A 23,406-nucleotide genomic window follows, 5' to 3' on the forward strand; every position below is an offset into this window, starting at 1 on the left:
CAATTGCAACTATTTTCCTGTCGAATTAACAAACCTCTTAAACAGACTGCTATTTCGTGTTTAAATTTTGATCTATCAAACAGTTATCTGAACAAACAAGGTGACTAAGCAATCAAATGCAGTGCATTCATGCCTGCTTTGTATAGTTAAATGCTAGTATCTGGCAATGTTGTAAACTAGGTGTTTGATATGTTGCCTAAACTTTATAAGTTCAGAACGCTTCATGATAGAAACATACAATCTATCTCTGAGTGTTCATTGTGGTTTGATTACGCTAAAACCTTTAACAATCCTTTTGAATCGAACCACATATTTGACCCAACCCTTCAGAACGAATTCAAGGTGATGTGCTTTTCCCAATCGAGCGACCACCCTATACTTTGGTCTCAGTACGGCGATAGCTTCAAAGGCATGTGTATTGAATACGACCTCAATCATTATGATGGAGAAACAAACCTCAACTGTTTTAAAGTGCAATATGAAGATGACCCGACTCGATTTACTTTGCCGTCTGCTCAGGATTTACAAGGATCGGATTTGGGCACTGCACTATTCAAAATTAAGCATTCGAATTGGCGGTATGAAGAAGAATATCGGTGGGTTTTACATGATGACGAGCTCATTGGGAATAAGCTGTACCTAAATAAAGAGTGCTTAAGTGCTGTTATCCTTTCAGAACACGCTCCTCCAGATCGCAAACTCAAAGTCCTTATGATATGTCAGAGCCTTGGAATACCGGTCAAACACGCAATTGCGAGGCAGAATTCCTGCACTTTTGAAGTAGTCAATTAAATCAGATAGATAGCTAACGTACTGTTTAACAAACTGAAACATCATCACGAGTTACATTGTAACTAAAAAGAGGAGCCGTATTAGATTGTGGCTCCTCTTTTTACATGTTTGTGGTCAACTTACCGGGTATTCTGGTCTGCATTTGCTCCATAGTCGCTACAGACATCTGAACCGTTGAAAACCAATAAGGTCGATGTTTAATATTAAATAATTCGCTATTCTCTAGGGCTTCAAAAATAGAGAACTTTCTGCCCTGCGAAAGCGCTGCACCGTACACGCTTCGTTCAAGGACTGGGATATCGTGAACTTCTTCGAGGATCGCACGTTTAATCAACTGGTTATTTGGGCTCCAATCTATGTAATCGACTAGTTTTTTCAGTAGCTTAGTATCTAAGATTTCTATCATAGATTCGAGAAACTGTGTGTTCGGGATAACCTCTGTACACGCATAGTATTCGTCGTGCTTGTCACTTGCATCCCGATAACCAAGCATAGTTTTTACGAGTGCATCTTCAAACGTCGCTGAAAAATGATTACAAATGACGAATAATGGAAGCGTTCTTAACACTCCAAGCAGAATACCAGCGTCTGGCTCTTTTACTGATGTTTCTTGTAGTCTCATTCTGGTCGAGTTTGCTGTCACGACGAGGTGTTGCCAGACCTTAGGAACAATAGGCTTGATGTTATCATCAGACCATTTAATAAGTTGCTGACTCATAAGTAGTGGAAAAAGTAATTTACAATTTTCTATTCCAATTTGTCTCGCTGCTACTTTTGGATCCAGCACCACTTTCGATTTTTTACCGTATTTTTCTGTAAATTCCGGATTCGACACAAACTCAATAAGACTTGAACTTAGCAGCCTACTTTCAGCTGAAATTTGATGTAACTTGGAAAAGTTCAAAGATGACGAATAAGCGACATTAGCGAAATGGTTAAAATCCGGAAGTTCAGAAAAAAGAGAGCTCATCAATGTTTGTTCAAGCTTCTCTATCATCAACTCGGAAGCTGTATTACACACATCATCTATGACGTAACGTAATGTCTTTTGCTTTGCGACGACTTTTTCACGACGAGCACTGACTCTGTCTTGTTCACATCGCAACAGAATTCGTTGATTGTGAGATATTCGATCATTTTCATCGAAAATAACGCTATCACAATAGCGATTTTCCAAACTTAACAGTGTGTCTACTGTCGTTTGTTTGAGTTTAAACTTTGGAGAGACTAACCACTTATTGAAGTGTTTTTCTACGTTAATTGAAACTTTTCTCGATATTTCAATAACTTCAGGAGTGTAATTTTTGTTTGCTAACAACAACCGTGACTTTCCTTGACCTAATCCTAGCTATTCATCGTATTATATCCCAGCTACATATAATTAAGTCAATATTAATAGATATTTAAGATGTGCTAAGAACCGAGGACATATAATTTATCCTTAAACATTTAGTTATAGTGCACTGAGAATGCATATCGGAAGATCAAGATCGTTGACTAACTTTCAATGTGTAAACGAATGTACTTTTCAGGGAAGCTGTATTTAAACTTTCGATTATCAAGCAAGTGTTTTCGCGCTTGTTTACACACTCGGCTATCACCAGAAGTCCTAACCTTTTTAATTCGGGCATAGCCTTTTGAGTGTCGCATTTCGATCATTAGGTCGCAGTACCCTTCGAGTTCGATCGAACTTTTATCCATCCCTTTGAGGATTGAAGATTTGATTTTCTTCGCAACTGGGTTAATTAATGCATCATCGGCGAGTAAGCTTTGCGACGTAAAGCACAACAAAAATACGAGATATTTCATACTGTTCTCAACTATGTGACGTTGAAAACAGTATGCATATTATTGGAAGAAGTATGAGGTTAAATTAGTACTAGAGATTGGTAAGCAAACCATAGTTTCAAAAGTTATGCCTTCTTTGAGCCTTTAGATTTGAAGCCATTGTGAGGAAATACGTTTCGAATACGTTGTTGAATATTCTTAGGAATATCTTTGGTGAACTTCAGGTTATAACCTGAACGCTTTGCGTAAACCTTAAGCTCTCCTTGAAATGCATTGTTGTGACCGATTTCTTGAAGGTTGTGCTTAAAGCTAGGCGGTAAATGCCCTTTTACTTGTTCAATCGCACCTTCTTTGAACTTTATCTTCAGTACCGGTCTATCAATTGCGACGAGCCAAAAAACCAATACGGCTCCGATTAAGATTACATACATCATAATGCCACCACTATTACTGCTTATTTGTCGTCGGAAAGAAGTTTACTCAAATCTTCTTTGAGACTGGTTACTGTTTTGCTGGCCTGCTCACTTCGAGACGCTTCACTAACCAAATACTCTATCGCGTCAGATAACGTACAACCGAGCTCGTTTGCTCTTTGAGATAGCTTTTCCCAAACGCGATAATCAAGGTCGATAGACTTCTTCTTAGTATGAACTTGTTCGGCGTTGAAGTGACGTTTGCGCTTGGCTCTGATTGCTTGTTTAAGCTTGTTATCAAGCTCTGGCGACATGTTATTTGAGATCCACTCAAGAACGCCTGTAGGTTGGTGTTCTAGCTTCAATAAAGCTTGCACGGCAACATCAGCTTCACTTGAATCAATATGGCAGGTGATCGAATCACCTTCTTTCCATTTTTTTACCAGGTAGTTCCATTTCCAACCACATTCTAAATTTTCAAGCTGCTGATATTTCATGTCTAATCTCGAGAGTTAACCTAGTGACAGCGTAACCCATAATGGGTTATTTAACAATTATTGTCTTGAAAGAATAGACCAAGATCATACTTATATTAGCTTAGTGTTTAGTAACTACAACATAGACCTATATGACTCCCCGCTTTTTCTATATACTCCCTACCTTATTATCATAATCAGACATTTAAATGACTCAAGTAGATTGGCGACATGTAACGCCTCAGTACGATGAATATAGCGCTCAACTAGAGCAATTCCCTGACATCTCTCCTTTCACATTCTCAGATATTCAACATAGATTTAGAGATGCGCTAACCCGTTTTGTACGCCTATCCAATCTTTCACGAATTCTACTTGTTAATGCGCCTGACAATTCGATCTATCGTCAACTCATCGTTGAATCTTTAACGACGGAGTTAAACAACGAAGCTCAGCCTGTTTTAAAAACCGAATCTTTAAATGCAGCCACTTTGTTTGACCAAGTGCAGTCTAAAAATGGTGACATTGTAGCAACAAAGCCAGGCCTACTTTCTAGAGCAAACAATGGCTATCTGGTCGTTTCTGCCAATCTGATCCTGGCAAACCCAGGAAGCTGGCTATTATTGAAATCAGCGCTTCTCGGTGAAGCTGTTGAGCCAATTAGCAGTTTTCCTGAGCATCTAAATCAGGCACCTATCGAAGCACTGACATACAACATTAAGTTGATTGTTGTCGGAGACCGCGCTCAACTTGGTGATCTGGATTATCTAGATGGCGATATTCAAACAGGGTTTTGTCTATTCAGTGAAATAGAACAAGATATTAAGCTCTCCAATGAAAGCCTAATGCAATACCTTGGCTATCTTAAGTGGTTGCAACGTCGCTATAACCTTCCAACGATAACTCAAGAAGCTTTGGTAGGAATCCTAACGGCAGGCGCTAGAGAAACGGAAGATCAGAGCTACATACCGCTATGTCCGATTTGGCATAACGCGCTGTTGAATGAAGCGCTTATCGAAGCAAATGGTGGTCACATTGATATTCACCATATTCAGCAAGCTCAACAACACAAATACAACCGCGAGTCTTACCTTCCTGAACGTGCTCTCGATGATATTCGAGATGGCCAAGTCATCATCGAAACTGAGGGTGAGCAAGTCGGCCAAGTTAACGGTCTGACGGTTATCGACGTTCCTGGACACCCTATTTCTTATGGTGAACCGGCTCGTATTTCCTGTGTTATTCATTTTGGCGATGGTGACATTACCGATGTAGAAAGAAAAGCAGAGCTTGGTGGCAACCTTCACGCTAAAGGCATGATGATCATGCAAGCGTTCGTAAGCAGCGCTCTAAACCTTGAAGATCCGTTGCCATATGCTGCTTCTGTTGTGTTTGAGCAATCATACTGCGAAGTTGATGGCGATAGCGCTTCCCTTGCAGAGCTTTGCTCTCTGGTAAGTGCTTTGTCGGAATACCCTATCAATCAACAAATAGCGGTAACCGGTGCTGTCGACCAATTCGGTCGTGTACAAGCCGTTGGTGGGCTAAACGAGAAAATCGAAGGCTTCTACCATGTGTGTAAACACAACGGGCTAACTGGCGAACAAGGTGTGATCCTTCCAAGATCTAACTTAAGACACCTTGCTCTGAAGCCAGACCTAATTGAAAGCATCAAAAACAAAGAATTCCATATTTGGTCTGTCTCTAATGTAGATGAAGCGATTCCTCTTATTATGAACGCACCATTTAGGGACGAAGAACAAGAAAGCGTTCTGAGTAAAATCGCGGAACGTATTGAAAACTTTGAAAGACATGAACACCCAATTGGAATTGTTGGACGCATTAAAAACTGGTTTGTCTAGTACTGATCGGACTTGTTTAGCGTACACCTGTTCACTAATATGCACCTATCAAAAATCGGAGTAATTGATAATGCAAAACAAACGTGATTCTTACACTCGCGAAGAGCTTCTAGCATCAAGCCAAGGCGAACTATGGCCTGAAGGCCCTCAACTTCCAGCACCAAACATGCTAATGATGGATCGCATCACTAAAATGTCTGAAACTGAAGGTGATTTCGGTAAAGGTTTGATTCTTGCTGAGCTGGATATTACTCCTGACCTATGGTTCTTCGATTGCCACTTCCCTGGTGACCCAGTAATGCCAGGTTGTCTTGGCCTAGATGCAATGTGGCAGCTTGTTGGCTTCTACCTTGGTTGGGTTGGTGGTAAAGGCAAAGGTCGTGCTCTAGGTGTTGGTGAAGTTAAATTCACTGGCCAAATCCTACCTACAGCTCAAAAAGTGACTTACGAAATTCACATGAAACGTGTTGTTAACCGTCGCCTAGTAATGGGCCTTGCAGACGGTCGCGTTCTTGTCGATGGTAAAGAAATCTATGTGGCTAAAGATTTGAAAGTTGGTCTTTTCCAAGATACATCAGCATTCTAGTCTAATAGTTAGATTTTTAATAAAGCAGCCAATGGCTGCTTTATTTTCATTTCAATATATTTAGTTATAGTGCATTAAGGTACAGCTAAGTAACTTTCATCAATGATATGTCCACCAGCGAAACGATCTTAAATCACTTTATAGAGCTGTGAGTTCACGGTTTATAAGGTATTGTATGGCTCTCAGAAACTAACAAGGCTCCAGTTGTTATAATCACAACATGGAGCCTTGACCTTTGAATATGTTCGCCCTATCTACTTATAGAGACCTGAATGCTTATCATCTTTGGCATCACGCCAACCACCTAACCAATACGATTTAGAATCCATTTGGCTATATGGGCAAGCTTCTTGTGACCTGCCATTTAAACCAGCTTTGTAACCTTGAGATTGTGCTCGTTCTAGGCGATCACGCTTTTGTCTCTTCATAGTGCAGTCCTCATACGGGTGTTCGTTTACTAACATACAATGATTACAACTTCGTGGAGTTTTGTTAACTCCAACTTTAAGAGTCGACCACTTTTGAACTTTTCTCAAGGCGAAAAAAAGCCCGAGTTCAGAATTGTGAACTCGGGCTCAAGAGATAAAATTATTTAAATTTTCTACGGAACCCTAACAGACCAAGTACAGTCAAAGCTAACCAACCTAGGCTACCGCCTTGGCGATCGATTTTTTCACTGTCAATACCTCGAGTTTGAATGCTACGTGTATTCTTGTCACTAATTGGAATTAGCTTAACTGCAACAATTTCTTCAGTAGCACCATCTCCCGCATTGCCACAATATGAATTGTGAGAGGTCGTATCATAGGGTTGTGGTACCCCATTGACTGTACACCTAATAGCAGTCCCAGAGATAACCCCTGCATCATTAATGTCTGTAGCATCAATAACTCGGAATTTATTGTTATTACCATCAGCATTACCATCGTTCGTTAGATCATCTAACCACCATGCTTTACTTTCAAACAACTCTATTCGGGAATCTTCAGTGCCCGTTGCTTGGTATGGGTAAATGAATCCTCTATGACGACGCTCACGACCATTACTTTCTCGGATTGTCTCAGAGTCTATCTGACCGACAATTTCGTTGTAATTATTAATCGCTCCAGCTTTACCGCCTGCGCCTTTAAAGAAAATAGACTGAGAGCTATCATTTAGATATTGAGCGCCACTCCAAGTATCATTCCCGTTTCCATCTCCAGTATAAGTCGCTACAAATATCTTGTCAGGGAAAGCTCCGTTATCAGGTACAGCATTATTATAGTGCTTCGCTTCCCCTAAAATGTTTAAGTGACTGTTTATTGAAGTAGCTTTAGAGTTAGCATGGATGTCATCACCACTAATCTCTACTTGCGCCCCTTGAATAACCGCACTTGACCATGTAGTAGGAAGAGTGCCTCCTGATGAATGAAAAACCGTCGCATTCATATGCTGCTCGTCATATGTGTTGAAACCAACAGCATATATTTTTGATGGCGTAACTGTTAAATCTCGAATGCTACCCTGCGCAAGCAACTCATCCTCTTCGTCTTTCGCATTTGTATCCCAATTTAAAAGTTGGGTTTGTGTACCATCCCAAATCGCTCCTTTAGTCGTGTAAGTACTAAAGGGAACTGTACTGTCGTTATCATTGGTATAGCTAGTAGAAACACTTCCGACTATAAATGTTCCTTCACTAGCCCATGCTCTTGATTGAACCGGTGTACTTGATACATCGCCGCCTATAGTGACAGCAGGGAAAGCTTGATTTCGCTGAACAACCGACGTGCTTGTATTTCCTATTGCTTGACCGCTAGAGTCTAGCGAGTTAATTACAGTATTCAGATTAGAAGCTTCAATTTGACCAGCTCCCTCAACAAATGACTTATAGTTAGACTCTCCATTCCGCTCTCTTTGGTAAGCGTTCCAATACTGATCTCCCCAACCACCATCAGTGTCGCAATTGTCAAAACCAAGGTAAGAGCTACAATAGCGACGTAAGTAATCTGAAGAATCATCTATTTGTGCATAGAAAAAACTATTGTCTGAGCCAAATGGAACTTCTTCTCTATGGCTGATTCCTTCAACACCATTTAAAGACTCTCCAGCAAGTAAGTATCCTTCGCACTCAGACGCTGTCGCATTCTCATCAAAGCAACCTAGTGTACCGAGAGTGCTATTGCTAGAACCTTCAATCGCAACACCATGCACTTCATTACCTGATACAGGGCTGTCCACTTCAACAATCGTATAAAGCGCAGCATTCGCATTAGTTGCAGCAAAAACTAATGCTGCAACTGTAGTTAATTTAAATTTAGTACAAGTCATTATTACTTCTTAACTTTCCTGTTGTAGTGCCTCGAGCTCTTCCCAGCGCTCAAAAGCAACTTCAAGCTCCTGCTCTACTGCAGATAGCTTATCTAAAACTGGTTGTGTCTGCTCTACAGATTTTGAGAAGAAGTCTGGATCATTAACTTCTTGCTGCAGAGTTTCAATCTCGGTTTCCAATTCTTCCAAACGCAAAGGTAACGTTTCTAGTTCTCGTTGTAGCTTATACGATAACTTCTTAGGTTTAGCTTTAACTGGCGCAGTTTTGGGAGTTTCCTCAACAACTTTCTCCGCCTTTGCTGGCTTTTCAGCCTGACGGTACTCCAGAGCTTGTGCTCTTTGTTTCTGAGCATCGTGGTAACCACCAACAAACTCTTCAACTACACCGTTACCTTCAAATATCCAACTCGTCATTACCGTGTTATCAACGAACTGACGGTCGTGGCTCACAAGAAGCAACGTACCCTCATAGTTGGCAAGCAAATCTTCTAAAAGTTCCAATGTTTCGATATCTAAATCATTGGTAGGCTCATCGAGAATCAACAAGTTATTCGATTTAAGGAAAATACGAGCCAATAACAAGCGGTTTTTCTCACCACCAGACAGCGCTTTAACCGGTGTACGAGCACGTTTAGGAGAGAACAAGAAATCTTGCAAGTAGCTCAGTGCATGACGCTCACGTCCGCCTACAGTTACTTCTTGTTTACCATCAGCCAGGTTATCAATCACCGACTTCTCAGGATCTAGAATTTCGCGGTATTGGTCGAAGTAAGCCACTTCAAGCTTAGTACCACAATGCAAACGGCCTGAATCGGGTTTAAGTTGATCAAGAAGCAGTTTAAGCACCGTACTCTTACCACAGCCATTTGGCCCGATAAGTGCGATACGATCGCCGCGCATGATGTTGAAACTAAAGTCTGTAACGATCTCTTTGCCTTCGAATGCAAAGTTAAGGTTCTCAGCTTCAAATACGATTTTACCTGAACGTGCAGACGTATCGATTTGGATGTTCGCCTTACCCTGTACTTCACGACGATCTTGACGCTCTTCGCGAAGCTTTTTAAGGGCACGAACACGGCCTTCGTTACGCGTACGACGAGCTTTGATACCTTGACGGATCCAAACTTCTTCTTGTGCTAGCTTTTTGTCGAATTCTGCGTTTTGCATCTCTTCAACACGTAGCGCTTCTTCTTTCTCTAACAAATAGTTGTCGTAATCACCAGGGAAAGAACTTAGCTTACCACGGTCAAGATCAACAATGCGTGTTGCCATTGATTTGATGAAAGCACGGTCATGCGAGATAAAGATGATTGAACCACGGAAATCTTTTAAGAAAGCTTCTAACCATTCGATCGTTGCTACGTCTAAGTGGTTGGTAGGCTCATCAAGCAGTAATACGTCAGGGTCACATACAAGCGCGCGTGCAAGTGCTGCTTTACGTTGCCAACCACCAGACAGTTCCGTCAGTTTGGTATTTGCTGTTAGTTTAAGAGCAGCAAGAACATTACTTACGCGATCTTCAAAACGCCAAGCATTGGCATGATCCAATTTTTCTTGAACGCGAGTAAGACGGTTCAAATTCTTTTCGCTAGGGTCTTCTGCAATAACATCAAGTAAGTTGTGGTATTCCTTAAGCAGCTCACCTATCTCAGCTAAACCACCAGATACGTATTCGTAAACAGAGCCTTGCTCGTTACGAGGAGGATCTTGCTCTAAACGAGATACCACCACGTCTTGTGTGATCTGCATCTTGCCGTCATCCATGATGATGTTGCCAGACAAAATCTTCATCAACGTTGATTTACCTGCACCATTACGGCCAACCAAACACACACGTTCGTTTTCTTGCAGTGCGAAATCCGCACCATCTAATAATGGGTGATCGCCAAATGCTAATTGCCCATTATGAATTGTAAGTAATGCCATTCTTCTTTAACCAATCGTTAAGTTCTAACAAGCCAAATGGCCAGTTAAGCTCTGAGTGTTGAGACAAATCAGAGCTTTCAAATTTGAGCACCGGAATAGTGACCCCGTAACGGGAAAAGAGCTCATCATCCAATGCGATATCCACCACATTGATCTGATGACTTATATTCAACTGTTCCGTGAGTTTGAATGCCATCTCACATAGATGGCATCCTTCTGTACTGTAGAGAGTCAGCACTATATATCCTTATACAATCTCTTAATTACTTGTGAGTAATCAACCAGCAGTTATGAATGTGCTTGTTGCGAGAGAAATCCAGAGGCAATGTCTTAGACGAGATATTCTGAGCTTTAAGACCCAGCTCTTCCAGCCCTTCCATATCCATCTTGAAATGACGCTTGTTGTTAGAGAAAACAATCGTTCCTTCTTCTCTTAGAAGACGCTTTAAATCTTCCATCAACTGGATGTGGTCACGTTGAACGTCAAAAGATTGATCCATACGCTTAGAGTTTGAGAACGTTGGTGGATCAATAAAGATCAAGTCGTAAGATCCTTGCTCTTTCGCCAACCATTGTAAGCAGTCAGCTTGAACGAATTGATGTTGACGACCAACACGGCCGTTCAGTTCCATGTTCTCTTTTGCCCACTCAAGATACGTGTTCGACATGTCAACTGTCGTTGTAGAGCGAGCACCACCTACTGCAGCATGAACAGAAGCACTGCCTGTGTAAGCAAACAGGTTCAAGAAGTCTTTACCACCAGCCATCTCACCAATACGACGACGAGTAATCTTATGATCCAAGAACAAGCCTGTATCTAAGTAGTCATGAAGGTTAACTATCAACTTAACGCCGTATTCGTTTACTTCTAGGTTAGAAGAGTCTTGAGCCATCTTCTGGTATTGAGAACGACCCTTCTGCTTCTGACGAACCTTAAGCACGACGTTGTTTGCTTCAACGCCAGTCACTTGAATCGAAGCTCGAATGATATCGGTTAAACGTCGCTTAGCTTTGTCTTCCGGCACATCTTTAGGCGCTGCGTATTCTTGAATCACAAGGTGACCCGGATATACATCAATCGCTACATTGTATTCAGGTAAGTCAGCATCGTAGATACGGTAGCAATCTAGTTGTTCTTTCTTAGCCCACTTACCGATTTTGCCGATGTTCTTTTTAAGACGGTTCGCGAAATCAGGAGCAATCAGCTGTTCTTGCTCGCCAGTTGGACGCTCAGACATAGGACGGTCTGAAATTGAGTAGTTCTTCTGGTGACACGGTAACGCACCGTTATTCAGTTTGAACTGTTTGTCTGCACGCATACGTAAGCAGCTAAGTAATTCATCAGAACTTGAGAAGATAGAAGCGTTGCAACCGCCAAACTCAGCCTTCAGTTGAGCACCAAATGCCGTGTAGAGTGCAATCAGTCCCGGTTCTGTACCTAGACGCTCGCCGTAAGGCGGGTTAGACACAATCACACCATCAGTAAACTCTGTAGGACGCTTAAGCTTTGCTGCGTCACCTACTTCGAATTCAATCAACTCTTCAACGCCAGCACGACGTGCATTGTCACGCGCCGTTTTGATCATTCGCTCGTCGTTGTCATAACCGAAGAACTTACATTCTACTTTCTTAACGCCACGACGGCCTTGAACGTTAGCTTCTGCTTTAACTTCAGCCCAAAGCTCAGGTTCGAAATCTTCTAGTGATTCAAAACACCATTTCTGACGTTTCACACCAGGTGCCATGTTTGCAGCCATCATTGCTGCTTCAATCACTAACGTACCTGAACCACACATTGGATCTAGGAAAGGTTTGGTTGCATCCCAACCACTACGAAGAAGAATCGCTGCAGCAAGAGTTTCACGTAATGGTGCGCGACCGGATTCTGGACGGTAGCCACGTTGATGAAGACCACTGCCTACCATATCCACACCAAGGATCGCCTTGTTACGATGCAGACGAACGTGAATGCGGATATCTGGATTTTCTTTGCTGATAGATGGACGCGGTAAAGACTTCTTCTCAAAGCAATCTACAACGGCATCTTTTACTTTCATCGCACCGTATTGGCTATTACGGATTTCGTTGTTCGTACCATTGAAATCAACAACGAAACGCTTAGAGCTATGGAATTGATTTACCCAGTTAACCGCAGTGGTCGATAGGTAAAGATCCATGTCATCCATACAAGTGAATTCTGAAAGGACACGTACAAATCGAGAAGCCAAACGGCTCCACAAACAACAACGATAAATTTGCTCATTGGTGGCTTTGAATTTAACACCTGCTTGAACAGGTTTTGCGTTTGTAATCCCTAGTTGGGTTAGTTCTTCAACTAATAAATTCTCAAGGCCATTTGAGGTAACCGCTAGATATTGATTCATAGTGTTCTTTTATTGATAAAAATGAGCTCGATTATACCTGAATTTGTTACCAGAGCATCACACTAAACTCGTCTTTTCATTGAATCTTTCGACTAACTGCTTAGCAAATGGTCAGTCATGAAGCGATCGCTTACCCGCACTCCCTTACAACACAACAACTCTCAATCTCACAGAAATAACACTCATCGATAGGCCTAAACCATGAAGTGCATTTATATTCACCCCCAAATTGGTATATACCAGATGGGAATTTAGGTTGAAATTTAGCAACAAAAGCCCCCAAACAGGGAATAAACAGAGGAAATCCGCTATCGATAGTGAGAGAATCGGTCGAAATTGAGGTTAAAAAAGATACGTTTTTTACAAATTAAATAAGTGAACAACGTCATTCAAATGAATGAACTACGTCGTATTTATTGAGATAGGCTTTTTTAGGCACAAAAAAATCGGCTATTAAGCCGATTATGGGGAAGGTATTACAGGTTTATTCGTAGCGATAGTGGGTCGAAATTGTGCTCTATTAACGCTCGAGGTTAGAGGTTAACCCACCATCGCAATATGCGTTTGATGAAGGATGGCATTTGCATCAGTCATTCTATCGTGCATAACTTTAATCGAGTCTCCAAATCGTAACCCTTTTGAAGGCGTTAGGAGGAACTCTTCTAAGTCTACAAATGCACATAAGCTCGCACACTCTCCTACTTCTAATACAATGAAGTAACCAAGGCTATGCTCGTTATTCATTTGTACAATATCCCCTTCTTGAGGATATTCATGGCCAACGCCTTGTGAGTCGAAGAACCAGCTTTTAGGCTGTACAGGCTTATGAAAACGCTTCGCGGCCACACAATAAAGTGCAAGCTCGGCTTGTCGTGGCTCAGACAATTCTAAGCCAGAAATTTGTTCTTTGAAGGTTTGGTAAGAAGATGCATCATCAACAGTGAATTCATTATCTTTAAAAGCGCAGTCCACCAGCTTATTGCGGACCAGATTCGTTTTAAAAATCATATCCTCTCCGAGGTTTAGCATCAATGAACATTGCTGCTCATCGTAATACCAACTCCATGTATCGCTAGGTTTAAGCATCATTTCGTCTCACACTGTTGAACCATTCCGTTAGGTAAAACGCAAAATTACCTTCAATTACAGTAATTTTACTGCTCAACAGGCAAAAAAAAAGAGGAAATGAATTCCTCTTTCTTATCGCTTTTCTCTACAACTCAGTGAGTTACAGTGTCTCTTTTATCAAGACAATACCGGATTATAGATTTTCAGTGACGACTATTAGTTTTCAACCTATAGATCTTACGAACTACCGATTTTACTAACTATAGATTTTTAACGATGTCACGAACAAGGCCTGGACCTTTGTAGATGAAACCAGAGTAAACTTGTACAAGCTTAGCGCCTGCCATCATTTTCTCTTTTGCAGCAACGTAAGAGTCAACACCACCTACCCCAATGATCGGTAGTTGGTCGCCTAGCTCTTGGTGAAGTTTACGAACAACTTCAGTACTGCGAGATTGAACTGGACGTCCGCTTAGGCCACCCGCTTCGTCACAATGCTTCATGCCTTCAACGATACTGCGATCCAATGTCGTATTGGTTGCGATCACACCATCGATCTTATTTTTGATCAATGATTCGCAAATCTGGCTGATTTCGTCATCACTTAGATCCGGAGCGATCTTAAGAGCAAGCGGGACATATTTGCCATGCTTCGCTTCTAATTCGGATTGCTTGGTTTTTAGTTCAGACAACAGATCATCAAGTGCTTCGCCATATTGTAACGAACGAAGTCCTGGAGTATTTGGTGAAGAGATATTTACCGCAATGTAACCCGCGTATTGGTAAACCTTCTCCATGCAGATAATGTAATCTTCTGCGCCCTTTTCAATTGGCGTGTCTTTGTTCTTACCAATATTGATACCTAAGATGCCGTCATAGTTCGACTTCTTAACATTCTCAATTAGGTTATCTACGCCTAGGTTGTTAAAGCCCATGCGATTGATAATACCTTCGGCTTCAACAAGACGGAACAGACGTGGTTTGTCATTACCTGCTTGTGGACGAGGAGTAACAGTCCCTACTTCTACAAAACCAAAACCCATTGCGCCAAATGCATCAATACATTCGCCGTTTTTGTCTAGGCCGGCAGCAAGGCCAACTGGATTTTTAAAAGTAAGACCCATGCACTCTACAGGTCGATGAGGTAATTGTTGGCGATACAAAAGATCAATAGGTGTGCCGGTGAAGCGTTTGAAATTTTGGATTGCAAGATCATGTGCCTTTTCGGCATCAAGTTGGAAAAAGCCAGTTCTGGCTAGACGGTAAAGCATTGTGCCTCCGATAGAAAAAAGCGCCGTGTAAACGGGGCGATATTATTTACTTATTTACCCAACTATTCAATCTATTACTGTCTGTAAGGGTAAGATAATCGAGTTTGCTAACGAAAGAGGTTTATTATTAAGCAAACGTTACCGTACCCTCCAGTGAATGGTCCATTTGACTATCATTCATGTAACGAACATCGTTTAACTCGGCCAATTAGAAGCTAACTTGATCAAGCATAAGTGACTCAACAAAATAATTGGACATGTCATTTACTATTCAGCCAAACGAAAAAGGCAGACCTAATGGCCTGCCCTTGTTTCTTTTAGTTTTATCTAATCGCTAGTCTGTCGACATGCAGTTTAGATTCAATAGCATCAATTCACGTAGTGCTACTGAGAACTTAGCAAACTCATGAACAGAACCCACTTTGAATTCGTTCAAGATGCTTTCCCAACGATGTAAAGACACAGAATTACTTTCCATCCAGTCATCAAGCGCTTTAATCACATCGATGTCTGAAGCACAACCGCAGTTAAGCACTTGGCCAGTTAGCTGACGTTGCTGCCAATCCAGATCTTCTCTGAATGCTGCACGTGCCAGCGCTTGCCAGTTGTTATCTACAGCTTGACCATTGATTTGCTTCAAGAACCAGTGCAGAGACAAACGATCACCAAGATTGAAATAAAGCTTAGACGCTTGTTGTACTGTTTTACCTGTTTCACGAGCCACTGTGGATATATCCAGTGCTGAGTACAAGCTAGACAAACGCGCAACTGAATTAGCCAACTCAGCGTTTACGCCTTGGTCAATCCATAACTGTGCCATTGCGTTATGCTCTTCTACTTCAGAAGCCACTAGGTTTTCATCCAGTTTCTCTGTGATAGTTAGAACATCGCCTTGGTAAAGTTCAATCAATGCTTTCACTGACTGTTTACCGGTACGGTTTCTTAACAACCAACGAGCCAAGCGACGAAGTGTACGGCGAACATGGTAAATCAATTCATATTGAGCTTCAGAACTTGAAACATTATCCAGTTCACGGATGCTCTTCAGAACATGGCCAAGACCGTAGATTTCACGTGATGCCGCGTAAGCATTTGCAATATCAACGATATTTGCGCCCGTCTCTTCTTGCAGACGAGTAACGAAGTTACAACCCATTTCGTTAACCATTTGGTTAGCCAGTGCCGTCGCAATGATTTCAGAGCGTAGTGGGTGGTTATCCATATGCTGAGAATAGTTACGACGTAACGCTGTTGGGAAGTATTGCATAAGCTGTTGAGCATGGAATTCATCATTAGCGATATCATCACTAACAAGATCTTCTTTAAGCACCATTTTTCCGTAAGCAACAAGTACAGAAAGCTCTGGTCTTGTTAGGCCTTGACCCTGCTTTTCACGCTCAAGCAGTGTTTCGTCATCTGGGATGTATTCCAAACCACGATCCAAGTACCCTGCTTTTTCCATAGTGTGGATGAAGCGGATTTGCTCTTTGACTAAGCCAACACCTTGATGCTCAGTAACCGAAATAGACTCAGCTTGGCAATATGCGTCGTCTAGTACGATTTCGCCCACTTCATCTTCCATCGATTCAAGCACTTGGTTACGTTGCTTAACGGTTAGATCACCATTAGACACCAAACCATTCAAGAAGATCTTAATGTTTACTTCATTATCCGAACAGTCAACACCACCAACGTTATCAACGAAGTCGGTATTAACTCGGCCACCCGTCAGCGCGTATTCAATACGACCCAATTGAGTCATACCCAAGTTACCGCCTTCACCAACAACCTTAGCTTTCAGGTCACGGCCATCGATACGAAGCACGTCATTTGCACGGTCACCAACATCAGTATGAGTCTCGTTTGAAGACTTAACGTATGTACCAATACCGCCATTCCAAAGAAGATCAACCTGCATAGACAAGATCGCTTTGATCAAGTCATTCGGTGCCATTGATGCTTTCTTGGTACCCAGCATTTTCTGAATTTCAGGCGTCAGAGAGATAGACTTCGCTCGACGAGAGAAGATGCCACCACCTTGAGAGATAAGGTCTTTGTTGTAATCTTCCCAGCTTGAGCGAGGTAGATTAAACAAGCGCTCACGCTCTACCCAGCTTGATGCTGATTCTGGATTCGGATCGATGAAGATATGCATGTGGTTAAACGCAGCTTGCATACGAATATGCTTAGACAACAGCATGCCATTACCAAACACATCGCCCGCCATATCACCTACACCAATAGCGGTGAAATCCGTTGTTTGACAGTTGATGCCCATTTCACGGAAGTGACGCTTAACAGATTCCCAACCACCTTTCGCGGTGATACCCATTGCTTTATGGTCGTAACCGTTAGAACCACCAGAGGCAAACGCATCGCCTAACCAGAAGTTGTACTCATCAGATACTGAGTTTGCGAGATCTGAGAACGTTGCTGTACCTTTATCGGCAGCAACGACCAAGTACGGATCATCTTCATCGTGACGAACAACACTCTTCGGTGGGATAACCTCGCCTTCAATAATGTTGTCTGATACGTCTAGTAGTGCACGGATGAAGCGCTTGTAACAACGTTGACCTTCAGCGAAGATCTCATCACGGCCAGACATCATGTGCTGACGCTTACAAACGAAACCACCTTTTGCACCAACCGGTACAATTACTGTGTTCTTAACTTGTTGTGCTTTAACTAGGCCTAAAATCTCAGTACGGAAATCCTCTTGACGGTCTGACCAACGTAAACCACCACGAGCGACTTTACCGCCACGTAGATGCACACCTTCAATGTCTGGTGCGTAAACAAAGATCTCAAACGCAGGAACTGGTGCTGGGATATCTGGGATCTCGCTTGGTCTCATTTTCAGAGCCAACCAAGGTTTAGACTGTTTGTTGTCGTCTAACTGATAGTAGTTAGTACGAAGCGTTGCTGTGATCATTTCCATGTAGCGACGAATGATACGATCATCATCCAAGCTTTCTACATGATCCAACTGTTCAGTGATCTTCTTGATAAGATCTTGCTGGCCTTTCGCGCTGCCCTTTAATTTAGGATCAAAACGCTTGCCGAATAAGCTCACTAACCCTTTCGCTAGATCTGGGTAATGAGACAATGTGTCTTCAATGTATTGTTGACTGAATGGGAAACCAACTTGGCGCATGTAACGCGCATACGCACGTAAGATTGAGATTTCACGGCCAGAAAGACCAGCACCCAATACCAAGCGGTTGAAACCATCGCTGTCTAACTCACCCGCCCAAATCGCAGCAAAGGCTTGTTGGAATAGATCGCGAGCTTCTCGAAGATCAATCGTCTTATCACTCTTATGCAGCATCGAGAAATCAAGGATCCAATAAGTCACCCCATTGGTCTTGCGCACTTCATAAGGTGATTCACCGATAACGCGCAGGCCAAAGTTTTCAAGCATTGGCATAACATCAGACAGGTGAATCGGTTCATCACTGTGGTAGAACAACTTCAAACGAACAGCTTTAGAGTCTACCGCCTCTTCTTGAGGTCGGTAGAAAAGCATGCCAAGTTTGTTGTCTTCACTCAGAGCTTCTAGACGTTCGATATCTGCAACAGCAGAACCTGGCATCATGTCTTCTTTGTACGAACGTGGGAATGCACGCATGTACTCTTTTGATAACGGAAGACCTTTGCTCTCACCGAAGTTAGCAACGATTGATTCAGACAGGCGGTCATCCCACGTAGACGATACTTCCATTAAATTTTGCTCAATTGTTTTCACGTCCACATCCATGTTGTTGTTATCAACACGAACAATATAGTGCGTTCTTGCCAGTGGGCTTTCAGAGAAGTATGTCGTGAATTCGACTTCTTCTTCGCAACCGAAGTATTGCTTCAAGATACGCTGGGTTTGACGACGAAGCTCGGTGTTGTAACGATCTTTTGTTACGTAAACCATACAGCTAAAGAAACGGCCAAAAGGGTCTTTGCGAACGAACAAACGTAGAAGATCGCGATCTTGCATTTGTACAACGCCCGTACCCACTTCAAGTAGCTCTTCTTCTCGAGCTTGAAGCAGTTCATCACGCGGATAGTTTTCTAGAATATTGTGCAGTGCTTTGTAAGAGTATGAACCCTGACGGTAACCGCTTGCATCTAAGATACGCTCTACTTTCTCGCGAACTAGAGGAATGCTTTCAACGGTTTGGTTATAAACAGCAGAAGTGTAAAGACCCGTAAAGCGGTGCTCACCAATGACCTTGCCGTTTTTATCAAACTTCTTGATGCCGATGTAATCATTGTAAGCTGGACGGTGAATGCGTGAAGCCGTGTTGCCCTTGGTTACGATCAATACATACGGTTTTTTCGCTTCTAAGCGTGCCGAGTCAGAAAACTCAGACAGCTTAACGTTACGTACACGATCTGAATTTGCGAACAAACCAAGGCCTTGCTCCTTGGTAGGTTGTAGTTCAGTGTCGCCATTTACAGAAACAAGGTCGTATTCCTTGTAACCCATAAACGTAAAGTTGTGCTCACCTAACCAACGAAGGAACGCAAGCGTTTCATCAAAGCGCTGACCATCAACTGGAATCGTCTCTTTTTGCTGTTCAACTTGATTGGTGACTTCTTCGAGTCTTTCTACCATTTGTAGCCAGTCATTAACCACAAGACCTGTATCGGTAAAGATATCCAACAGCTCTGTTTTAAGCGCTGTCATTTCAGCTTTGCTGCTAAGACGGTCAACCTCAATATGGAAAAGCGATTGGAATGCACCTTCATTGTTGCTGACACCAACAACACTTCCCTTATCAGAACGGGAGATTTGTGTTGGGTTGTGAAGCATAAGGTGAGAAGAGAGATCGAGGCGAGTTAATGCCATTTTTACAGAATCAACGAGGAATGGGCTATCTGGTACCACTATCTCAACGATAGTGTGAGTCGATTGCCAGCCTTGACGACTTACTGTCGGGTTAAAAACACGGACAGATATTTCGTCGGCTTTCTTTTCATTGATGTGATGCCATAAGCTAACTACAGCACCGTATAAATCGGATTCGTTTCTCTGAGTTAGGTCGTCGTGAGAAACGTTACTAAACAAGTGTTGAGCAAGTTGAGTTACGAGAGGTCGATGAGCAAGGTCAAGTTTGTCTTGAATCAGTTTGTACACTTTTTCAAGTAAAACTGGAACCACAGTTTCACGTGCGGTCATAGTCACACTCCACAATTAGAATTATATTTTATTATTAGGGGGCTTACTTAAGCTAGTGTTTGAATTGAGCCGTTGAGCTCTTTTCTACTAACGAGTTAAGCAAAGGTAATGCATTCATTTATTGTAAAAGCATTATTGAGAAATAGTTAATTGTTTTGGAGGTGGTAAGAGGTGAAATGTTTGATTATGTGATTAAGATTCCTTTTAACTCACTAGGCATGCCAAGGTTTACAGAGCTTCCAACTTAATAAACTTATTTTTTTGGTCAGTTGTCAGTCTAAACTGCCCTCTAACCCCTATTTGTGTAAGAAAAGGTCTGAACCGAGTTGCAGGTAACTGTAGACGCAATCCAGTGGTTGTTATCACTTGAACTTTACTTGCTGCACCAGAATAGCTGGCCAAAAACTGCTGATATGAGATGTTAAGTTGGAAAATATAGCGATTCATACAATACCTGTTTAAATATACAGTACCTGTGTTTTTTGGCACTTAACGATGTCTGAATGTGAAACTGAGCTTGAAACTGCTCTAGCTTATCGAAAATTCGATGAACCAGAAACAAAAAATCAGCGGCAGAGATTCTCTACCACTGATGACTTTTCGTTATTAATAAACAGGTTCTAGCAAACCGCTTATTAGCAAATCGTTACGTGAATGATCGCGAGCTTAAGCCTCGAGTGCTTTCGTCACTTTCTCAAACAAGTCTTTCGCTAGGTTATCCATGTTCTTCAACGTCTCAAGTTCTTTCTTGATCAAAGCTTGGCGCTCTTCATCGTATTTACGGAACTTAAGCAAAGGATCAATCAGACGTGACGCAACTTGCGGGTTGCTGCTGTTAAGTTCACGCAAGATTTCGCCTGCAAACTCGTAGCCCTGACCTGACTTGTCGTGGAACTGAACCGGGTTCATGTTTAAGAATGAACCAACCAAGTTACGAGTACGGTTCGGGTTTTTCAAACTAAACGCTTGGTGTGACATAGACGCCTTAATCACTTCGAGTGCGTTTGAACTTGGGTTCGTTCCTTGAAGAGCAAACCACTTGTCCATGACAAGACCATCGTGTTTCCACTTGTCACTGTAATCTGCCATTAAAGTTTCACGACATGGTAATTGCGCACTGTTCGCCGCGCCCATTGCAGCCATTGTATCTGTCATGTTGTTTGCTTGTTGGTACATAGCAACAACCAAGTCATTACCCTTTTCAGTATGCGCTAAGTAACTTAAACAAACTTTACGCAACGTACGCTTACCAATTGAATCATGGTCAATCGTGTATTCTGTTAATGCGTTACTGTGGTAAACCGCAGCAAGTTCATCTTCAAGCTCTTTTGCTAACGTCACTTTCATTGAATGAAGTACTGACGCAACCGCATCGATGTCGACACGCTCGTACCAACCTGATACTTCATTATGGCTTGGTAGAGAAAGCATCTCTGCAATAAACGCAGGTTCTAACGAATCGCTGAGCAATACACCACGGAATGCATCAACCACTTCTGAAGAAAGTGCAAACTTTTGACCTTGTTGAACGTTATCTACATTGCTACGGATGTACTTCGCTAGCAGCATTTGCCCTGCATCCCAACGAGAGAATTCGTTGCGAGCATTCACCATCAGGAAGATCAGCTCTTCGTCTGAATAGTTGTATTCAAGTTTTACTGGCGCAGAAAATTCGCGTAGCAGAGATGGAACTGGTTGCTCGTCTACATTCTCAAACACAAACGTTTGTTCCGCCTCTTTCACATCTAATACATTATGAACTGTCTGACCGTTACATTGTAACTCAATCACTTCACCCGACGCTGTATATAGCTCGATATCTAAAGGGATATGCAGAGCTTGCTTTTCAGTTTGCTCATGAGTTGGCGCTGTTACTTGGCGAGTTGTTAACGTGTACTCTTTTTTCTCTGCGTCGTAATGGCTTTCAACCGAAAGCGTCGGCGTACCAGATTGGCTGTACCATAAACGGAACTGAGACAGGTCAACACCCGATGCATCTTCCATTGCCGCTACAAAATCTTCACATGTTGCAGCCGTACCATCGTGACGTTCAAAGTACAGCTTCATGCCTTTTTGGAAACCTTCCTCACCCAACAATGTGTGGATCATTCGGATCACTTCACTGCCCTTTTCGTATACCGTCAATGTGTAGAAGTTATTCATTTCTATCACTTTTTCAGGGCGAATTGGGTGAGACATTGGGCTTGCATCTTCAGCGAATTGTGGACCGCGGATAATGCGAACATTGTTGATACGGTTAACTGCGCGAGAGCCAAGATCAGATGAGAACTCCTGATCACGGAAAACCGTTAGACCTTCTTTCAAGCTTAACTGGAACCAATCGCGACACGTCACTCGGTTACCCGTCCAGTTATGGAAATATTCGTGACCGATTACTGCTTCGATACCTAGGTAATCGGTATCTGTTGCTGTTTGGTCGTTCGCTAAAACGAACTTAGAGTTGAATACGTTCAGGCCTTTGTTTTCCATCGCACCCATGTTGAAGAAATCAACGGCTACGATCATGTAGATGTCTAAGTCATACTCAAGATTGAAACGCTCTTCGTCCCACTTCATTGAGTTAATCAAAGAAACCATCGCGTGATTTGCGCGGTCGAGGTTGCCTTTGTCGACAAAGATTTCGAGGTCAACATTACGACCTGATTGTGTTGTGTATGCGTCACGAAGTACATCGAAGTCACCCGCAACTAAAGCAAACAAGTACGCTGGTTTTGGATGTGGGTCTTGCCATTTCACCCAGTGACGACCGTTTTCAGCTTCGCCTTCGTCGACACGGTTACCATTACTTAATAAGAATGGGTTTTCAGCTTTGTCTGCGATGACTGTTGTCGTGAATTTCGCCAACACATCTGGGCGATCCATATAGTAAGTAATGCGGCGGAAACCTTCAGCTTCACATTGAGTACAGAACGCACCACCCGATTTGTACAGGCCTTCAAGAGCACTGTTCCCTTCAGGGTCAACTTCCGTCACGATCGTTAATGTAAAATCTTTCGGTAGATCATTCAGAGTAAGTAGAGTTTCAGACTGCTCATACTGCGTCCACTCCTTACCTTCAACCAGAACAGACACCAACTTCAAGCCTTCACCATCAAGTACTAATGTCGAGCTTTCTTTCTCCTGCTTAACACTAGAAACAGCGGTAATAATGGATGCTGAATCGTACAAATCGAAAGTAAGATCGATTTCAGAAATAGTGTGAGATGGTGATTGATAATCTTTACGATACTTGGCTTGAGGTGTATGTGCCATGACGGGTTCCTTTTGATCGTTATACGTAATTATTTTTTAACTGTATATATCTAAAGGTTGAGCGCCAATAAAACAAGGGGAATA

At 42.3% G+C, this 23,406-nt stretch carries 17 protein-coding genes; 3 read left to right on the top strand and 14 right to left on the bottom strand.

The genetic code is table 11. The features are described 5' to 3' along the window. Positions 1-189 precede the first annotated feature (189 nt). Positions 190-792 (top strand): DUF2971 domain-containing protein, encoded by a 603-nt coding sequence (locus QWZ07_RS14405; RefSeq protein WP_192854197.1) that lies wholly within the window; start codon positions 190-192, stop codon positions 790-792. A 100-nt stretch (positions 793-892) separates the two neighbouring features. On the opposite strand, the gene QWZ07_RS14410 is transcribed toward QWZ07_RS14405, so the two are convergent. The 4 genes from QWZ07_RS14410 to matP form a co-directional block, all read right to left on the bottom strand. Further along, positions 893-2,113 carry a hypothetical protein gene (locus tag QWZ07_RS14410; RefSeq protein ID WP_290255565.1) on the bottom strand — a complete coding sequence of 407 codons (1,221 nt, stop codon included), beginning with the start codon at positions 2,111-2,113 and terminating at the stop codon, positions 893-895. Between the two features lie 176 nt (positions 2,114-2,289). Then, a complete protein-coding gene (locus tag QWZ07_RS14415) occupies positions 2,290-2,601 on the bottom strand; it encodes a hypothetical protein (RefSeq protein WP_192854199.1) in 312 nt (103 codons plus the stop codon). A 104-nt stretch (positions 2,602-2,705) separates the two neighbouring features. Next, positions 2,706-3,014, bottom strand: coding sequence for a DUF3634 family protein (locus QWZ07_RS14420; protein WP_076672107.1), 309 nt, complete (start codon positions 3,012-3,014; stop codon positions 2,706-2,708). Between the two features lie 20 nt (positions 3,015-3,034). Then, on the bottom strand, positions 3,035-3,490 hold the full coding sequence (gene matP / locus QWZ07_RS14425; RefSeq protein ID WP_017106977.1) for a macrodomain Ter protein MatP: 456 nt from the start codon (positions 3,488-3,490) through the stop codon (positions 3,035-3,037). 188 nt (positions 3,491-3,678) lie between these two features. On the opposite strand from matP, the gene QWZ07_RS14430 reads away from it, so the two are divergent. Both QWZ07_RS14430 and fabA read left to right on the top strand, forming a co-directional pair. Next, positions 3,679-5,331 (top strand): AAA family ATPase, encoded by a 1,653-nt coding sequence (locus QWZ07_RS14430; RefSeq protein ID WP_192854200.1) that lies wholly within the window; start codon positions 3,679-3,681, stop codon positions 5,329-5,331. A 70-nt stretch (positions 5,332-5,401) separates the two neighbouring features. After that, positions 5,402-5,917, top strand: coding sequence for a bifunctional 3-hydroxydecanoyl-ACP dehydratase/trans-2-decenoyl-ACP isomerase (gene fabA, locus QWZ07_RS14435; RefSeq protein ID WP_192854201.1), 516 nt, complete (start codon positions 5,402-5,404; stop codon positions 5,915-5,917). Between the two features lie 254 nt (positions 5,918-6,171). On the opposite strand, the gene rmf is transcribed toward fabA, so the two are convergent. The 10 genes from rmf to pepN all read right to left on the bottom strand — a co-directional run bounded on the left by rmf (position 6,172) and on the right by pepN (position 23,322). Next, positions 6,172-6,345, bottom strand: coding sequence for a ribosome modulation factor (gene rmf / locus QWZ07_RS14440; protein ID WP_017074275.1), 174 nt, complete (start codon positions 6,343-6,345; stop codon positions 6,172-6,174). Positions 6,346-6,505: 160 nt separating this feature from the next. After that, complete coding sequence (locus tag QWZ07_RS14445) at positions 6,506-8,224, bottom strand: DUF3466 family protein (RefSeq protein ID WP_192854202.1); 1,719 nt, start codon at positions 8,222-8,224, stop codon at positions 6,506-6,508. 9 nt (positions 8,225-8,233) lie between these two features. Beyond that, a complete protein-coding gene (locus QWZ07_RS14450) occupies positions 8,234-10,150 on the bottom strand; it encodes an ABC transporter ATP-binding protein (RefSeq protein WP_065104257.1) in 1,917 nt (638 codons plus the stop codon). After that, positions 10,128-10,388 (bottom strand): glutaredoxin family protein, encoded by a 261-nt coding sequence (locus tag QWZ07_RS14455; protein ID WP_017106982.1) that lies wholly within the window; start codon positions 10,386-10,388, stop codon positions 10,128-10,130. Before QWZ07_RS14455 ends, QWZ07_RS14450 begins: the two co-directional genes overlap by 23 nt. A gap of 25 nt (positions 10,389-10,413) precedes the next feature. Continuing rightward, a complete protein-coding gene (gene rlmKL, locus QWZ07_RS14460) occupies positions 10,414-12,534 on the bottom strand; it encodes a bifunctional 23S rRNA (guanine(2069)-N(7))-methyltransferase RlmK/23S rRNA (guanine(2445)-N(2))-methyltransferase RlmL (RefSeq protein ID WP_192854203.1) in 2,121 nt (706 codons plus the stop codon). Between the two features lie 540 nt (positions 12,535-13,074). After that, on the bottom strand, positions 13,075-13,623 hold the full coding sequence (locus QWZ07_RS14465) for a cell division protein ZapC (RefSeq protein WP_017106984.1): 549 nt from the start codon (positions 13,621-13,623) through the stop codon (positions 13,075-13,077). 239 nt (positions 13,624-13,862) lie between these two features. Continuing rightward, positions 13,863-14,873, bottom strand: coding sequence for a quinone-dependent dihydroorotate dehydrogenase (gene pyrD / locus QWZ07_RS14470; RefSeq protein ID WP_017106985.1), 1,011 nt, complete (start codon positions 14,871-14,873; stop codon positions 13,863-13,865). Between the two features lie 334 nt (positions 14,874-15,207). Next, entirely contained in the window at positions 15,208-20,049 is a 4,842-nt protein-coding gene (locus tag QWZ07_RS14475; RefSeq protein ID WP_102299725.1) for an NAD-glutamate dehydrogenase, read from the bottom strand. A gap of 228 nt (positions 20,050-20,277) precedes the next feature. After that, positions 20,278-20,496, bottom strand: coding sequence for a DUF2835 domain-containing protein (locus QWZ07_RS14480; protein ID WP_004733645.1), 219 nt, complete (start codon positions 20,494-20,496; stop codon positions 20,278-20,280). A 219-nt stretch (positions 20,497-20,715) separates the two neighbouring features. Continuing rightward, positions 20,716-23,322, bottom strand: a complete 2,607-nt coding sequence (pepN, locus tag QWZ07_RS14485; RefSeq protein ID WP_192854204.1) for an aminopeptidase N — start codon at positions 23,320-23,322, stop codon at positions 20,716-20,718. Between the last annotated feature and the right edge of the window lie 84 nt (positions 23,323-23,406).

This window comes from Vibrio lentus (assembly GCF_030409755.1).
In the GTDB taxonomy this organism is placed as follows: Bacteria; Pseudomonadota; Gammaproteobacteria; order Enterobacterales; family Vibrionaceae; genus Vibrio; species Vibrio lentus.

Excerpts from the sequence above, each read along its gene's own strand:
- QWZ07_RS14480 (WP_004733645.1), bottom strand. The coding sequence starts at position 20,496 with ATGAATCGCTATATTTTCCAACTTAACATCTCATATCAGCAGTTTTTG.
- rmf (WP_017074275.1), bottom strand. The coding sequence starts at position 6,345 with ATGAAGAGACAAAAGCGTGATCGCCTAGAACGAGCACAATCTCAAGGT.
- rlmKL (WP_192854203.1), bottom strand. The coding sequence starts at position 12,534 with ATGAATCAATATCTAGCGGTTACCTCAAATGGCCTTGAGAATTTATTA.
- QWZ07_RS14450 (WP_065104257.1), bottom strand. The coding sequence starts at position 10,150 with ATGGCATTACTTACAATTCATAATGGGCAATTAGCATTTGGCGATCAC.
- pyrD (WP_017106985.1), bottom strand. The coding sequence starts at position 14,873 with ATGCTTTACCGTCTAGCCAGAACTGGCTTTTTCCAACTTGATGCCGAA.
- QWZ07_RS14415 (WP_192854199.1), bottom strand. The coding sequence starts at position 2,601 with ATGAAATATCTCGTATTTTTGTTGTGCTTTACGTCGCAAAGCTTACTC.
- matP (WP_017106977.1), bottom strand. The coding sequence starts at position 3,490 with ATGAAATATCAGCAGCTTGAAAATTTAGAATGTGGTTGGAAATGGAAC.
- pepN (WP_192854204.1), bottom strand. The coding sequence starts at position 23,322 with ATGGCACATACACCTCAAGCCAAGTATCGTAAAGATTATCAATCACCA.
- QWZ07_RS14430 (WP_192854200.1), top strand. The coding sequence starts at position 3,679 with ATGACTCAAGTAGATTGGCGACATGTAACGCCTCAGTACGATGAATAT.
- QWZ07_RS14445 (WP_192854202.1), bottom strand. The coding sequence starts at position 8,224 with ATGACTTGTACTAAATTTAAATTAACTACAGTTGCAGCATTAGTTTTT.
- QWZ07_RS14465 (WP_017106984.1), bottom strand. The coding sequence starts at position 13,623 with ATGATGCTTAAACCTAGCGATACATGGAGTTGGTATTACGATGAGCAG.
- fabA (WP_192854201.1), top strand. The coding sequence starts at position 5,402 with ATGCAAAACAAACGTGATTCTTACACTCGCGAAGAGCTTCTAGCATCA.
- QWZ07_RS14420 (WP_076672107.1), bottom strand. The coding sequence starts at position 3,014 with ATGATGTATGTAATCTTAATCGGAGCCGTATTGGTTTTTTGGCTCGTC.
- QWZ07_RS14405 (WP_192854197.1), top strand. The coding sequence starts at position 190 with ATGTTGCCTAAACTTTATAAGTTCAGAACGCTTCATGATAGAAACATA.
- QWZ07_RS14475 (WP_102299725.1), bottom strand. The coding sequence starts at position 20,049 with ATGACCGCACGTGAAACTGTGGTTCCAGTTTTACTTGAAAAAGTGTAC.